The organism is Bacillus mexicanus, assembly GCF_050445615.1.
GTDB classification, from domain to species: domain Bacteria; phylum Bacillota; class Bacilli; order Bacillales; family Bacillaceae; genus Bacillus; species Bacillus mexicanus.
The window spans coordinates 68,949-84,844 of record NZ_JBCEYV010000005.1 but is presented as its reverse complement, the minus strand read 5'-3'; the positions used below and the strand labels follow the sequence as shown (position 1 = coordinate 84,844).

The following is a 15,896-nucleotide window of genomic DNA, read 5'->3' as shown; positions in this document are numbered from 1 at the left end:
TTAATAACGCAACAGCGTCAACTCATATACCAGAAAATTTTACTAAATTTTTCAACGATTAAGGGGTAGCACGTCATGAATGAAAAGAAAGAGAGAATCATAAAAACCAGCATTCATTTGTTTGCGAAAAAAGGATTTGGTTCTACGACGATTCAAGAAATTGTCAGTGAATGCGGCATCTCTAAGGGCGCTTTTTATTTGCACTTCAAATCGAAAGACGAGCTGCTGTTATCCGCTTGTGAATATTACATCGGCATGTCTATGAAAAAGATGAAAAATATAAAAGAAGTGCTAGCCGGAAAACCGCCTAGAGAAGTGCTGAAAAAGCAAATTGGCGCTCAATTTGAAGATTTTAGCGATCATAAAGATTTTATCGTTCTTTTGCTTACCGAAAATATCATACCGGAGAATCAAGAAATCAAACAATACTTTTATAAAATCACTGCGGAAACGGATAAACTGTACCGGAACGCCCTGCTGGCATCTTATGGCGAAAGAATGGAGCGGTATGTCGCTGACCTTTCTATCATGGCAAGGGGCATTGTGCATTCCTATATGAATGTGATGGTATTCAACGGAGATTTCAGCATTGATGCAGAAGAAATCTCAGCCTTTATCATTGAGAGACTCGATGATCTTGTACAGGGGCTGAGCCGTTCAGCCCTCCCTCCAATTTTGCCCAAAGACATTTTCAGCCCGATGCCTGCGGGGAAAGACCAGCTGCTTGCGAATATTCAGAAAGTGAAAGAAAACAAGACGCTGCCCGAGGATATTATCGTATCGCTGGATGTCATCGAAGAAGAAATTGCTCAGGATCAACCGCGCAAGCCGATTATTAAAGGCTTGCTGTCTAACTTAACCGGAACTCATATCGAAGAAGTTGAAAAACTTCGGGCTTCCATTTCTATTTTCATCTCAATTTGACCACAAAAAAGCAGCCCCCTCTTTATAGAGGCGGGCTGCTTTTTGATTAGCGTTTTTTTATTTCTTCAAGCAGGATTTTGTTGACCATCGGCGGGTTGGCTTGTCCTTTGGACGCTTTCATAATCTGTCCGACAAGGAAGCCGATCGCGCGGTCTTTCCCGTTTTTAAAGTCTTCGATTGATTGAGGGTTGTTGTCAAGCGCTTCTGTAACAAGCTTCAGCAGCACGCCCTCGTCAGAAATTTGAACGAGGCCTTTTTCTTTCACAATCTTCTCAGCGTCGCCGCCTTTTTCAATCAATTCTTTAAAGACTTTCTTGGCGATCTTAGAGGAAATGGTTCCTTTTTCAATCAAATTGATCATGCCGGCAAGGCCTTCAGGTGTGAGGGCAACGTCCGCAAGCTCTTTTTGCTCAGCGTTCAGATAAGCTGACACTTCACCCATGAGCCAGTTAGACGCTTGTTTGGCTTCAGCGCCTTTTTGAACAGTTTCTTCGAAGAAATCAGCCATTTCTTTTGTCAGGGTCAGAACCATCGCATCATATGCAGGCAAGCCAAGCTCTTCGATATAACGCTTGCGTCGCTCATCCGGAAGCTCAGGAATGCTTGCTTTTACGCGCTCCTTCCATTCGTCATCAATGTAGAGCTCGACAAGGTCTGGCTCCGGGAAGTAACGGTAGTCGTCAGATCCCTCTTTGACACGCATGAGAATGGTTTTCTTCGTCGCTTCGTCGTAACGGCGCGTTTCCTGCTGAATCAAGCCGCCGGAAAGAAGAACCTGCTCCTGACGTTTTTCTTCATGCTCAAGGCCTTTTTGAACAAACGCAAAGGAGTTCAAGTTTTTCAATTCTGTTTTTGTGCCGAATTCCTCTTGGCCAATCGGACGAAGAGAAATATTGGCGTCACAGCGAAGTGAACCTTCTTCCATTTTACAGTCGGAAACGCCTGTATATTGGATGATAGACTTCAGCTTTTCAAGATACGCATACGCTTCTTCCGGCGTGCGGATATCCGGCTCAGATACGATCTCAACAAGCGGTGTTCCTTGACGGTTGAAGTCAACAAGAGAATAGCCATCGCCTGTATGTGTCAGTTTTCCGGCATCTTCTTCAAGGTGAAGACGTGTGATGCCGATGCGTTTTGTTTTTCCGCCGACTTCAATTTCAATCCAACCATTTTCGCCGATTGGCTTATCAAATTGAGAAATCTGATAAGCTTTCGGGTTATCTGGGTAGAAATAGTTTTTGCGGTCAAACTTCGTATCTGTTGCGATCTCACAGTTGAGCGCCATAGCCGCTTTCATTGCGAATTCAACAGCTTCTTTGTTCAGAACAGGCAGGACGCCCGGATATCCGAGGTCAACTACGCTTGTCTGCGTGTTCGCCTCCGCGCCGAATGGCGTTGGAGAGCTTGAGAAAATTTTTGATTTTGTTTTTAACTCGACGTGGACTTCAAGTCCGATTACCGTTTCAAAGTTCAATTCTTTTCACCCCTTACAGTTCAGGTTTTGCTTTATGATGGTCTGTCGCTTGTTCAAATGCATGAGCAACACGGTATACAGTGCTTTCATCAAAATGTTTTCCGATGATTTGCAGGCCGAGCGGAAGTCCGTCTGCTAATCCGCACGGTACGCTGATGCCCGGTACGCCGGCAAGGTTGACTGGAATTGTTAAGATATCGTTTGCGTACATTGTGAGCGGATCTTTCGTGTTTTCACCGATTTTAAATGCAGGTGTCGGGGTAGTAGGTCCGACAATAACATCGTATTTCTCAAAAACGTCTTCGAAATCTTTCTTAATCAGCGTACGCACCTTTTGCGCTTTTTTGTAGTACGCATCGTAGTAGCCTGAGCTTAAAGCGAACGTTCCGAGCATGATGCGGCGTTTGACTTCATCGCCGAAGCCTTCTGAACGTGTTTGCTTATAAAGGTCGATCAGGTTGTCCGCGTTGTCTGTGCGGTAACCGTAGCGAATGCCGTCAAAGCGTGCAAGGTTGGCTGACGCTTCAGAAGATGACAGCAGGTAATATGTCGCTAACGCATATTTGCTGTGCGGAAGAGATACTTCTTCCCATGTAGCGCCGAGGCCTTCAAGAACTTTCAGGGCAGCAAGTACAGATTCTCTCGCTTCTTTGCCGACACCTTCACCGAGGTATTCTTTCGGTACAGCGATTTTCAATCCTTTGATGTCGCCAGTTAATGAAGAAAGAAAATCAGGAACGTCCACATTTGCACTCGTAGCGTCCATTTTGTCAACGCCAGAAATCGCTTGAAGCAAAAACGCGTTGTCCTCAACTGTACGCGTAATCGGCCCGATTTGGTCTAATGAAGACGCAAATGCGACCAGTCCGTAACGGGAAACGCGTCCGTATGTAGGCTTTAATCCGACAACACCGCAGAAAGATGCCGGCTGACGGATGGAACCGCCTGTGTCAGATCCAAGTGAAAACGGAACTTCTCCCGCAGCAACCGCAGCCGCTGAACCGCCGCTTGAACCGCCGGGAACTGTCTCTAAGTTCCATGGGTTTTTCGTCAGCTTGTACGCTGAGTTTTCAGTAGATGATCCCATGGCGAATTCATCCATGTTCAATTTCCCGATTGTGACCGCTTCAGCGTCTTGAAGGCGCTGAACAACAGTAGCGTCGTAGATCGGATCAAAGTTTTCGAGAATTTTGCTGGAGCATGTTGTGCGCAGCCCTTTTGTTACGATATTATCTTTTACGCCAATCGGCATACCGAAAAGAAGGCCGTGCTCAGAACGGCTGTCAACCGCCTCATCAAGCTCCTTCGCGTATGCGCGCGCTTTTTCTTCATCTAATGCCAAAAAGGCTTGCACCTTATCATCAACTGCTTGGATGCGTTTATAAGATTCATCAACCAGATCAGAAATCTTAATCTCTTTTTTATGTATGAGCTGTTTTAATTCTGTGATTTTACGATCAAATAATGACATTCTTGTGTCCCTCCTTTAGTCCAAAATTGATGGCACACGAATATAGCCGTCTTTATGGTCAGGCGCATTTTTCATGACATCCTCAACCGGAAGACCTTTACCCGCTTCATCTTCTCTCATGACATTTTTCATTTTCAGCACGTGAGTTGTAGGCTCCACATTGTCTGTGTTAACCTCGTTAAGCTCCTCGGCAAAGGAAATGATGCTGTCAAGCTGTTCAGTAAACATTTTTGCTTCTTCGTCAGTAATTGCAAGTCTCGCAAGGTGCGCAACGTGCTTTACTTCTTCTATTGAAATTCGTGACATATGATCCACCTCCACATATTTCTCCGTTAAGTCATATAATACTGATCATATCAAAAACAAGCCCTCTAAAGCAACAAAACGCCTTGGGACTGGCTTGTGATTCCGAGATAATACCCTATTTATTTTATACTAAAATGAGGCAAAGGAGAAACAAAATAATTTTCTGAAAATTTTTACTTTTGTTATTTTTTGAAAGCGTTTTATTCTCTGTTCCCTTCTAGGTTTACAACAGTATTTTCCTCGGAATATCCAAGTTTCATCGCTTGAATGGACGGGAATACTTTGTTAGGTTAAGTTAACAAGTGCACCTGCCAACGAATGATTGTAAGGTTTGCACTTGCGCCAGGCTGCTTAACTGGCACCATCAATTTGAGAGGTGATGCAACATTATTAGTGAAAAGAGGGTAAAACGTGAGTATTGAAATTATTATATCATTAGGAATTTACTTTTCTGCCATGCTGTTAATCGGCTGGTACTCATTTAAGAAAACAACTGACATCAATGATTACATGCTTGGAGGTAGAGGTCTCGGGCCATTTGTAACTGCTTTGTCTGCCGGAGCGGCGGATATGAGCGGATGGATGCTGATGGGAATACCAGGCGCAATGTTTGCGACAGGCTTATCGACATTATGGCTTGCACTCGGTTTAACAATCGGCGCGTATTCGAACTATCTTCTATTGGCGCCCCGTCTTAGAGCTTATACGGAAGCGGCGGATGACGCGATTACGATTCCCGATTTCTTTGATAAACGATTCCAGCATTCTTCATCAGTGCTGAAAATTGTATCAGCTTTAATCATTATGATCTTTTTCACACTGTATACTTCTTCTGGTATGGTATCAGGCGGAAGATTATTTGAATCTGCTTTTGGAGCCGATTATACACTTGGACTTCTGCTGACTACAGGTATTGTTGTGTTGTATACACTATTTGGCGGTTTCCTTGCTGTCAGTTTGACTGATTTTGTACAGGGTGCGATCATGTTTGTAGCACTAGTGCTTGTGCCGATCGTTGCTTTTACCCAGCTGGGCGGCGTTTCTCCTGCTTTACATGAGATTACAGCTGTAGACCCAAAGCTATTGGATATATTTAAAGGCGCGAGCGTCATTAGCATTATTTCCTATTTGGCCTGGGGCTTAGGCTACTACGGCCAGCCTCATATCATCGTCCGTTTTATGGCGATTAAGCATATCAAGGATTTAAAACCTGCACGCAGAATCGGCATGAGCTGGATGATCATCTCTATTCTAGGTTCAACCGTAACAGGTTTAGTCGGTGTGGCTTACGCGCATAAATTCGGAGTTGCTATAAGTGATCCTGAAACGATTTTCATTATTTTTTCTAAAATTTTGTTCCACCCATTGATTACGGGATTTTTGCTGTCTGCTATTTTAGCAGCCATTATGAGTTCGATCTCTTCTCAGCTTCTGGTAACAGCGAGCGCGATGATCGAGGATTTATATCGGACATTTTTCAGAAGGGAAGCATCAGATAAAGAATTGGTCTTGGCCGGTCGGCTGTCAGTCTTAATGATCGCAGTTATTGCGGTTCTGATGTCCTTGAATCCAAGCAGCACGATTCTTGATCTGGTTGGTTATGCATGGGCCGGATTCGGTTCTGCTTTTGGGCCTGCTATTCTTCTGAGCCTGTATTGGAAACGAATGACTGAATGGGGCGCCCTTTCAGCCATGATTGTCGGAGCTGCCACAGTATTAATTTGGATTACAACTGGCTTAGCTGACTCCACAGGTATCTATGAAATGATTCCAGGATTTTTCCTGAGTATGATTGCGGGTGTTATCGGAAGCTTGATCACAAAACGTCCTGCAAAAGCCTCTTACCGATTGTTCGGTGTCATGGAAAAACTGTTATTAAAACGCAAAAAGTAATCAAAAAGCCATCAAGCAACGCTTGGTGGCTTTTATGCTCTTGTTTTGCTATAAATACTGTGAGAAAATCATATTTATTTAAAAACACCTTAGAGAAGGGGGGGAATTTGCTGTTGAGCTGGTATATTGATCCTGATATTTTATTAAAATTGGCCATTGCTACTTTGATTGGCATGGTCATTGGGCTGGAGCGTGAATTAAAAAATAAACCGCTCGGATTAAAAACCTGTATCGTTATCGCCGTCAGCTCATGCATGCTGACGATCGTCAGTATAAATGCGGCATATCATTTCCCTAAATACTATCGCATCATGATGGACCCGCTGCGTCTGCCGGCACAAATCATTTCCGGCGTCGGCTTTATCGGAGCCGGTGTCATTTTGCGAAAAAGCAATGATGTCATTTCCGGCTTGACGACATCAGCTATGATCTGGGGAGCAGCGGGGCTTGGGCTGGCAACGGGAGCCGGATTTTATAAAGAAGCATTTGCCAGTCTTCTGTTCATCCTGATCAGTGTGGAATTTCTGCCATGGGCAGTCAGAAAGATCGGTCCGGACCGCCTGCAGGAAAAAGACATCCGCATCAGAATGTCGCTTTCTGATAAAGACAAAATGACAGAGATTTTAAAAGAAATGAAAAGAAGAGATATCAAAACACACTCTGTCCGGATCGACGACCTCGGCGAAAAGGAATTCCCAATTATGGAAGTGAAGGTCCGCGTCCATAAAAACAGGTACACGACCGATGTCTACTATGATATTAAAGACATTGAAGGCGTAGTCGGCGTTAAATGTGATACATTATAAAAGCCAATGGGACATTGAATCCCATTGGCTTTTTTATCTACATCAGTGCGGAAAAATCAAATGCTGTAATCGGTGTGCCATTTTCTATATCTCGTCTGAAGCCGGCGAGCATTTCTTTTTCCTCTTCTCCTATTGTGTTAAGGTCAAACATCTGATGCAGCAATCCGTAAATCAGCATATGGCGAAGGCGCAGAAAATCAGGTATCCTTCTCAGCCACGCGGGATCCAGATCATTTTTCTCCCAGTATCCTTTCATGAAATGCGTCATAAATTCCTCTGTAAATGCAGCTTTATTTTCATAAGGCACAACAGGATACCAAAGCACATTGTAGAGGAGTATGCTGATATCATTAATGAACCAATTGTAGCCGATATCATCAAAATCAAATGCTGTGATTTTGCCATGATCCCAATGAAAATTGCCATGATGCAGATCCGCATGCACCAAACCATAGCTGTCCCGGTTTTTCGGGAGACGCCGCAGTTCATTCATCAGCAAATCGGCTTGCTGAAACACCTTTGTCTGATCTTCAGGCACATACTTTCTCAGCTTTAACTGCTCCTCTTCGTCCCATTCCTGTCTTTTAAAAGCGGGATTGCTCAGTTTGTAGCTTTTTGTCAGGTTGTGCATCTCACCTGTGTATTTGCCAAGCTCATAAAATAGCATTTCATTCCAGTCCGATTCATCCACTTTTTGCCCTGGCGCTTTCTCATAGATTCTCAATAAAAAGAAACCGCCATTTACGTCCGGCACCTCTTCAACATCTTTTCCGCTCAGCGATGGAAGCGATTTCGCAACCGAAAGCCCGCCTTCTGCAAGGTGACGGAGCCAATCCATTTCTCCCCTCATATCATTTGAAGTTCTTCGAATGGTATGGGTAATCTTTAAAATATAAGATTGATGGTCTTTCATACATTCATATACGTAGTTTTCCGCATCTGCCAGAAAACGCATCTGACTCTTTCGGAAACCATATCTCACTGCCGCCTCTGCCAAAACCTGATCTTCATGAAATATTTTTTTAATTTCTTTATGCACGTTTTTCTAACTCCCTTTCTTTTGCTATTGATTTGATACCCATTGTTTTCACACGAATTCCAGCATCAACATACCTCCCCTTTGATTTGTGCTTCGGCGGAAGCGAAAACATATTTCCTTATCCTGCTAATTATAACACAAAAAACCCCTCGGGCCTTATAGGCACAAGGGGGTTGCTTTGTTGATCATTCATAAATGTGAACAGTTGGCTCTTTATCTCCGGCATTGCGAATAATAACCGCTTCCTGTCCGTCCGAGGACGTGATATTGACTTCAACATCAATCGAGCCCTTGGAGTAGTAGTCCATCACTTCTCCCGTTAAGAACTGGGTGAATGCGACGACTTCACTTTTTCCGTAAAATTGCATTGGAATGCTAATTTTCATTTTTTTCATATCATCATTTTCATATAGCGCTGTACCGACAACGCCTGTATAGTTCGGGAAATATTCTTCAATTGAATTTTTGAACCGCTTGAAGACTTCTGAGTCATCCGGGTATTTTTCTGCTGTCGTTGCGTCAGCCGGATAAAATACGTATTTTTCTTTGATGTCATCCCAATTTGGAATATCCGCAGAGCCTGCCTTCACTTCTGTTTTAGCGATGAAATTCCCCGGAACAATTGATGTTTTTGACGCCTGCTTGTAGAGCGCGACAGTGATCGGCACATTCTTCAAGTTATCTTTTTTACGGAGGCGGTTAATGACCTCTTGTGCAATTTTTTCGCCCTGCTCACGAAGCGTGCTGTCCTTAATTTCCACTTCTTTTTGAGGATCGCCCGTTTTCTCACGATAGTAATACACGGAGTTTAACGCAAGACCGATCATCACGCCGCCAAGCTGGATGGAATTTTTGTCTTTTCTGACTAAATAATCGTGTTCCAGCATGGACGCTAAATAAACCGGGCTGTTTTCGTTCTTTTCTTCTGTGGAACCGGAGCTTGGAAGCGCTGGGTTCAAGCCTTCATTTTTAAAGTTTTGATCATCTTTTTGGGCTTTTTTCAGATCAGATCCTGTTTTTTTCCGTGCCAGCCAGCTTAACACTGTATCTTCATCTAAATATTGCCCTTCTTGGAACAGATAATCGTCAGTCGAGAACGAATCTTGGGCAAGACGCATCAGCCCTGTTTCAAACTCATCAATGTCCAATCTTGTATTCAGCTGTTCCGTTGTTAAGCCGCGCGCTTTTCCCGCCTTAAACGGCAGCACCATTTTGTAATAGGAGTCAGAGATATTATATTTCGGGACAATCGCTTTTTCTGACGATTTCGGTGTCTTTTGCGTGATCTCTTCCTCCTTATCCCCCCCAAAACCTGACGAGCAGGCAGACAGCATTAACACTGCCGCCGTTGCCGCCATTGCCAACGTCTTTTTCAATAGAAAACACTCCTCTTATTTCTTTAGCTCTTCCATTAATTGCGCTTCATTCCACACTTCAATGTTCAGCTCTTGTGCTTTTGCCAGCTTGCTTCCCGCCGCTTCTCCGGCGATGACCAAGTCTGTGTTTTTGCTGACGCTGCCTTTCATCTTGCCGCCGAGCGCTTCGATTTGCGCCTTGGCATCGTTTCTTGACAGTTGTTCCAGCTTTCCTGTCAATACAATAGTTTTACCCGCAAAGTAAGAATCGCTGTCCTCAGCTTTCACTTTTTTCGGGCCTTTGTAGTGTGTGTTTACGCCCAGCTCCTGAAGTTCGTCCAGGAGTTCAAGCATTTCTTCTTTATGAAAATAAGTGATGACCGCATCAGCCATTTTTTCACCGATTTCATCGACCGCAAGGAGCTCCTCTTTTGAAGCTTTTTTCAGATTCTCCAAGCTCTCAAAATGCATGGCAAGCGTCTTTGCGGCTTTTGAACCGATAAAGCGGATGCCAAGTCCGAACAGCAAGCGCTCTAACGAATTCTCTTTTGATTTTTGAATGGAGCTGATCAGGTTTTCAGTTGACTTTTCTCCCATGCGTTCGAGCTGGATAACCCGTTCCTTCGTCAGCTTATACAAATCCGCCACATTGCGGACAAGGTTCTCCTCAAACAGCTGTGTGATCACTCGTTCGCCGAGTCCGTCAATGTTCATGGCATTTCGGGAAACAAAATGAATCAGCCCTTCCCGAATTTGCGCAGGGCATTCAGGGTTAATACAGCGGAGCGCCACTTCTCCTTCGATGCGGACGAGTTCGCTGCCGCATTCAGGGCACTCCGTCGGCATGCTGAATTCTTTTTCTTCTCCTGTGCGCTGTTCAATGAGGACATTCACGACTTCCGGAATGATATCGCCCGCTTTTTTAATAACGACCTTATCCAAAATCCGAATGTCCTTCTCTTTAATTAAATCTTCGTTATGAAGGGATGCTCTTGAGACCGTTGTGCCGGCAACTTTTACCGGCTCCAAAATTGCGGTTGGCGTAATCACACCGGTTCTGCCGACATTTAATTCAATATCGAGAAGCTTTGTCACGACCTCTTCAGCAGGAAATTTATACGCGATGGCCCAGCGCGGGCTTTTCGCCGTATAACCAAGCTCCTCCTGCTGATCAAGAGAATCGACTTTAATGACGATGCCGTCAATTTCATACGGAAGGTCAGCTCGCTTCTCCTGAAATTCATCGACCAGCGCAATCACTTCTTCTATGCTGCTGCATTTTTTTCGTTCCTGGTTCGTTTTAAATCCGATTTCGTCGAGAAAATCAAGCCCCTGGCTTTGCGTCTCCACACCCATCTCGTCAAGCTCCGCTATACTGTAGACGAAGATATCGAGGTTTCGTTTCGCCGCAATTTTCGGATCGAGCTGTCTGAGTGATCCCGCAGCTGCATTTCGCGGATTGGCAAACGGTTCTTCTTCGTTTTTGATCCGTTCCTCATTGAGCGCTTCAAACGAACGCTTCGGCATATATGCCTCGCCGCGCACTTCGATTGACAGATCACGTTTCATTTTGAGCGGTATATTGCGGATCGTCTTCAAATTCTCCGTAATATCCTCTCCTGTCGTTCCGTCACCTCTTGTGGCACCTCTGACAAAATAGCCGTCTTCATAACGGAGAGAAACAGCAAGACCGTCTATTTTCAGCTCCACATTATACGCCACGTCGTCGCCGACCGCCTGGCGCACCCGGCGGTCGAAATCACGAAGATCATCCGCATTAAAAGCGTTGCCTAAGCTGAGCATCGGCGTGCCGTGAGTGACCTTCTGAAACGCTTCAAGCACAGCCCCGCCGACACGCTGTGTAGGAGAGTCGGGCGTCCTGAGGTCTGGATGCTCCTCCTCAATCGCAATCAGCTCCTGCATCAATCTGTCGTATTCGGCATCAGGGACGCTCGGTTCATCTAAGGTGTAATATTCATAGCTATACTTGTTGATCGTGCGGCGCAGTTCGTCTGTCCGCTGCTTCGCTGTTTCTTTGTCCATCTGCTTCTTCCTTTCCTCTTCAATCACTGCTTTTCAATAGGAGCAAACGCTGCTAACAGGCGTTTCACACCGACAGGGCTCGGAAAAGCAATATCAAGCTCCGTTCCTTCTCCTTCGCCTTTTACGCTGACGACAGTTCCTGTGCCCCATTTTTTATGGCCGGCCTTATCTCCGACTGCCCAGTTTAAGGTGTCGCCGCCTGTTTTGCTGGCGTAGGATACCGGCCGTGAAACAGGGCCGCGTCTCGGCTGCATTTTTCTCGCAGACGGCGCTCTTGTTTCTTTTTTCTCATTTAGGTTTTCCAATAAGTCATCCGGTATTTCAGCAATAAAGCGAGATTCCGGGTTCATGTTTGTTCGGCCAAATAAGGTCCGCATTTTGGCGTTAGTCAGATAAAGCTCCTGCTCCGCTCTTGTAATACCGACGTAAGCAAGGCGGCGTTCTTCTTCCATTTCGGCTTCTTCCATTAATGAACGGCTGTGCGGGAAGACGCCTTCTTCAAGCCCCATCAAGAAAACAACCGGGAATTCAAGCCCTTTTGCGGCATGCAGGGTCATCAAGGTGACTGCATCCTTTCCTCCTGACTCTTCCTCCTTCTGGTCGAGCTGATCAATATCTGCGATCAGCGCCAAGTCTGTCAGGAACGCAACAAGTGTCTTGTCTTCACTTTTCTGTTCAAAGTTTTTCGTAACAGACAGGAACTCGTCAATGTTTTCTAAACGGCTTTGGGCCTCGATTGATTTCTCAGTCTTGAGCATTTCCCTGTATTCCGTTTTATCAAGAATTTCTTCTGTCAGCTCTGTAATGGATAAGTAATCCTGCATATTGGTCAGGTTCTCAACCATTTGTCTGAAGCTGTCGAGCGCGTTGGCCGCTTTGGCGCTGACCCCGATAAAATCGACCTGCTGAATCGCTTGGAAAAAGGACAAGCCATTCATCGCCGCATACGAAGCTATTTTTTCAAGTGATGTCGCACCGACTCCGCGTTTCGGGACATTAACAATACGCGTAAAACTGATATCGTCATCCGGATTGGATACGAGGCGCAGGTATGCGAGGATGTCTTTGATTTCTTTTCTGTCATAGAACTTTGTGCCGCCGACAATGTTATAGTTCAAGCCAGATTTGAGAAGCGTTTCCTCAATCACACGGGACTGTGCATTTGTCCGGTACAAAATGGCGATCTCTGACAGCTTCCGCTTACCTGAGCTGTAAAGCTGATGGATTTTCCCCGCTACAAACTGTCCTTCGCCAAACTCATTATCTCCGCGGTAGTAGGAAATTTTGATGCCATCATCATTTTCCGTCCACAAATTTTTTGGTTTGCGGTTTGAGTTGTTTTTGATAACCTCGTTCGCCGCGCGCAAAATCCGTTTCGTCGAACGGTAATTTTGTTCAAGCAAAATCACGCTGGCGTTTGGATAATCTTTTTCAAAAGAAAGGATATTGGCGATATCCGCGCCGCGCCATCTATAAATCGACTGATCAGAGTCCCCGACCACGCAAAGGTTCTGGAAACGTTCTGCAAGCTGCTTTACGAGCATGTATTGGGCTCTGTTCGTATCCTGATACTCGTCGACGTGGATGTACTGGAATTTACGCTGATAAAATTCAAGCACTTCCGGCACACGGTCAAACAGTTTAATTGTCGTCATAATCAAATCATCAAAATCGAGCGATTGGTTTTTCAAAAGCTTCTTCTGATAATCAGTATACACATCGCTGACTACCTGATCATAGTAGCCGCCGGCAACTTTAGAGAATTCCTCTGGTTCGGTCAATTCGTTTTTCGCACTGCTGATCGTGCCGAGGATGCTTCTTGGGTCAAACTTCTTCGGGTCAAGATTGCGCTCCTTCAAAATCCCCTTAATCACTGAAAGCTGATCAGCTGTATCAAGGATGGAGAAATTGCGGTTGATCCCGATCCGGTCGATATCTCTGCGCAAAATCCGCACGCACATGCTGTGGAATGTGGAAATCCAAATATCGTCCGCACCAGGTCCGAGAATGCTTTCCACACGCTCTTTCATTTCGCGTGCCGCTTTATTGGTAAATGTGATCGCCAGAATGTTCCACGGCGCCACATGCTTTTCCGCCATTAAATAAGCGATTCTGTGTGTCAGGACACGCGTCTTTCCGCTTCCCGCTCCCGCCATCAGCAAGAGAGGGCCGTCCGTTGTTTTGACTGCCTCCTGCTGAACGGGGTTTAATCCGCTTAGTAATTGATTGCTAATATAATTCAAAATTTGTTCACCCGCCTATACAAAACATATGTTCTATCATAAACCAAATCCGTACAATTTACTACTCGCCTTTCACCGCTGCTACCGTTTTCAAAGCCCGGTCAAAATCTTCATATACCGCATTGCCCACAACGATCACGTCTGCATGTTCTGCATATTGCTTTGCCGTTTCCGCATCCTTGATGCCGCCGCCGTAAAACAAGGTGGACGTTTCCAATACAGATTTCGTTTTCTTCACGGCTTCTATGTCGCCGAGCATACCGCTGTATTCCAAATAAAAAATCGGAAGATGCAATAGCTCAGATACACGCGCATATGCGGCGATATCGTCAATACTCAGCTTGGCATCCGCTTCAGTCAGTGCCGCCGCCTTGCAATCAGGGTTTGCGATACAGTAGCCTTCCGCTACGATTTCTTCCATTGACAACAGTTCTCCGTATTCCTTCATGGCTTTCTGATGCATGCCGACAATCCAGTCCGCGTTCTTACTATTTAATACACTCGGAATAAAATATAAGTCAAAGCCGGGTACGATCGCTTCAATAGCTGACACCTCAAGGACACACGGTACTAAAAACCGTCTTACCTTAGACATCATCTGCAGGACATTATCCTCTGTCACACCATCGCTTCCGCCAATAATGACCGCATCCGTTCCTGATTCACAAAGAATCTCCAGCTGTTCATCAGGCAAATCTTTATTTGGATCGAGTTTAAAGACATGCTTCCACTCCGTTACATCGTACACGTCATACGTTCCTCCATTCATTTGTTACCATTTAAACATTATAACAAATTCACATAGCGCGGAAAAACGGAAAAAGCCGTTAATCTCGTTATTCACTGAAAAAGGTGTTTTGATTCTTTTTTCATAAAAAAAGAGAGATCCAGCAAGCCTTCAATAGCTCTAAGATTCAGACAAAAGATTCCTTGCTTATGAAATGAAAAACAGGAGGAAGACGTCGCATAAAAAAACCGCCCTTGCCGGCGGCAGGGCGGTTCTTTTTTATTTTGAAGAAGATTCTGTTTCCGTCCCCTTCACACGGTCAAGCGCCATTTCATAAGCGTCATTTCCGTAATTTAAACAGCGTTTCACACGGGAAATTGTAGCCGTGGAAGCGCCTGTTTCTGTTTCAATCTTATGATACGTGTTTCCTTCGCGAAGCATGCGCGCCACTTCAAGGCGCTGAGCCAGCGATTGAATTTCGTTAATTGTGCAAAGATCATCGAAGAACCGGTAACATTCCTCCAGGTCTTTCAGCGATAAGATTGAGTTGAATAATTGGTCCAGCTCTTTGCCGCGTAATTTATCGATTTGCATCGTTACACACCTTCTCCTTTACGTAATAGAAGCCGCATCGAGATCAGGCACGATATTAATCCAAGTCTTTCCTGGCACAAACGGCAGCCATTTGCCGTCTTTCACCGGCACAATTCTTCCGTTTACTTGTTTCCAGTCTGTTTCAATAACGCTGCCGCACTGAAACAACAGACCTTTCCCGCCTGATTCCAGGTCGATGTCGCGTCTTCCATCTTGATCAATAGTATGATGGCTGGCTTCAACAATGAAAATATTCTGCATTGCAACCGGCTTTCCGGTTTCCCGGTCTGTCGTTATGACACCATCAGAGCTTCTTATATAAGATTCAGCTTTTTTATCATAGTTGTATTCGACAAGATTTGTAATGTTCTTTGTTCCATAATCTACCCGAACATTGTAAGATTCATTTGCAGGTTTTGCTTCTGATGTTTGAAACAGCAGCGGATCTGTTTTCCGCTTCAGCTCGTATCCCTTTTGCTTCGCCGCCTTTTTTATATTCTCATAAGACGTGTAGGAATTGTGGGGCGGTTTGCTGAAATCAGCTCTCCAAAATAAACTTCCGTCAAAATCCAATCCATTCATATAATCGGCAGCTCCGGATTCCAGCTGCTCTTTGGCGCCGGGACTCCAGCCATGGTGGACAAATATGCTGTCAAAGCCATTGCTGAGAGTGACGAAATATTCCCGCGCGCTCCGCACCGGTCCGACAGTTTCAGGCATCTGGCTTTGAAAAATGGCCAAGAATCGTGTAATTTGCCCCTCGGCAAGCGCTTCTATGACAATGTCGGCTTTAGACAGCCCTGATTGCGGCCTTGCCTTCAAGTGATTGTTCACCACAACAGCAACAGGCCGGCGTTCAATTACCTTCTGTTCAGTCTCCAGTCCCGTCAAAGGAGCTTTCAGCTTCTTTTCAGCATCCGGAAGAGCATCCTTCTGCTGACAGGATACAAGCAGAAAAAACACAAAACATAGCACGCAACCTGTCATCCATTTCTTCATTTGTCGGCTCCCCGCTCTT

General features: G+C 45.1%; 11 protein-coding genes and 2 pseudogenes. 3 read left to right on the top strand and 10 right to left on the bottom strand.

Features of this window, described 5'->3' with window-relative positions; translation table 11 throughout:
- The first annotated feature begins 75 nt into the window (after nucleotides 1–75).
- A pseudogene (locus AAGG74_RS21765) lies at nucleotides 76–952 on the top strand (TetR/AcrR family transcriptional regulator).
- An 18-nt stretch (nucleotides 953–970) separates the two neighbouring features.
- On the opposite strand, the gene gatB reads toward AAGG74_RS21765, so the two are convergent.
- From gatB to gatC, 3 genes are read right to left on the bottom strand one after another with little or no spacing between them, the layout of a single operon-like run.
- On the bottom strand, nucleotides 971–2,401 hold the full coding sequence (gatB, locus tag AAGG74_RS21760; protein ID WP_162104245.1) for an Asp-tRNA(Asn)/Glu-tRNA(Gln) amidotransferase subunit GatB: 1,431 nt from the start codon (nucleotides 2,399–2,401) through the stop codon (nucleotides 971–973).
- Nucleotides 2,402–2,414: 13 nt separating this feature from the next.
- Nucleotides 2,415–3,872: an Asp-tRNA(Asn)/Glu-tRNA(Gln) amidotransferase subunit GatA gene (gatA, locus tag AAGG74_RS21755; RefSeq protein ID WP_162104246.1), complete on the bottom strand. Its 1,458-nt coding sequence runs from the start codon at nucleotides 3,870–3,872 to the stop codon at nucleotides 2,415–2,417.
- 15 nt (nucleotides 3,873–3,887) lie between these two features.
- Nucleotides 3,888–4,178 carry an Asp-tRNA(Asn)/Glu-tRNA(Gln) amidotransferase subunit GatC gene (gatC, locus tag AAGG74_RS21750; RefSeq protein ID WP_024715828.1) on the bottom strand — a complete coding sequence of 97 codons (291 nt, stop codon included), beginning with the start codon at nucleotides 4,176–4,178 and terminating at the stop codon, nucleotides 3,888–3,890.
- A gap of 411 nt (nucleotides 4,179–4,589) precedes the next feature.
- Between gatC and putP the strand changes: the two genes are divergently transcribed.
- Both putP and AAGG74_RS21740 read left to right on the top strand, forming a co-directional pair.
- Complete coding sequence (gene putP / locus AAGG74_RS21745) at nucleotides 4,590–6,071, top strand: sodium/proline symporter PutP (RefSeq protein ID WP_162104247.1); 1,482 nt, start codon at nucleotides 4,590–4,592, stop codon at nucleotides 6,069–6,071.
- Nucleotides 6,072–6,178: 107 nt separating this feature from the next.
- Entirely contained in the window at nucleotides 6,179–6,877 is a 699-nt protein-coding gene (locus AAGG74_RS21740) for an MgtC/SapB family protein (RefSeq protein WP_162104248.1), read from the top strand.
- A 37-nt stretch (nucleotides 6,878–6,914) separates the two neighbouring features.
- Here AAGG74_RS21740 and AAGG74_RS21735 read toward each other — a convergent pair whose 3' ends face one another.
- From AAGG74_RS21735 to AAGG74_RS21705, 7 genes and pseudogenes are all read right to left on the bottom strand, one after another.
- Nucleotides 6,915–7,916 (bottom strand): phosphotransferase enzyme family protein, encoded by a 1,002-nt coding sequence (locus AAGG74_RS21735; RefSeq protein ID WP_429677200.1) that lies wholly within the window; start codon nucleotides 7,914–7,916, stop codon nucleotides 6,915–6,917.
- 185 nt (nucleotides 7,917–8,101) lie between these two features.
- The gene (locus tag AAGG74_RS21730; RefSeq protein ID WP_162104250.1) at nucleotides 8,102–9,292 is read right to left on the bottom strand and encodes a CamS family sex pheromone protein; all 1,191 of its coding nucleotides are present in this window, start codon (nucleotides 9,290–9,292) and stop codon (nucleotides 8,102–8,104) included.
- 15 nt (nucleotides 9,293–9,307) lie between these two features.
- Nucleotides 9,308–11,314: an NAD-dependent DNA ligase LigA gene (gene ligA / locus AAGG74_RS21725; RefSeq protein ID WP_429677199.1), complete on the bottom strand. Its 2,007-nt coding sequence runs from the start codon at nucleotides 11,312–11,314 to the stop codon at nucleotides 9,308–9,310.
- A 23-nt stretch (nucleotides 11,315–11,337) separates the two neighbouring features.
- On the bottom strand, nucleotides 11,338–13,557 hold the full coding sequence (pcrA, locus tag AAGG74_RS21720; protein WP_162104252.1) for a DNA helicase PcrA: 2,220 nt from the start codon (nucleotides 13,555–13,557) through the stop codon (nucleotides 11,338–11,340).
- 61 nt (nucleotides 13,558–13,618) lie between these two features.
- Entirely contained in the window at nucleotides 13,619–14,305 is a 687-nt protein-coding gene (pcrB, locus tag AAGG74_RS21715; RefSeq protein WP_429677198.1) for a heptaprenylglyceryl phosphate synthase, read from the bottom strand.
- 258 nt (nucleotides 14,306–14,563) lie between these two features.
- Nucleotides 14,564–14,878, bottom strand: coding sequence for a YerC/YecD family TrpR-related protein (locus AAGG74_RS21710; RefSeq protein WP_162104254.1), 315 nt, complete (start codon nucleotides 14,876–14,878; stop codon nucleotides 14,564–14,566).
- Nucleotides 14,879–14,880: 2 nt separating this feature from the next.
- Nucleotides 14,881–15,877 (bottom strand): annotated as a pseudogene (locus AAGG74_RS21705) (DUF3048 domain-containing protein).
- Nucleotides 15,878–15,896 lie beyond the last annotated feature (19 nt).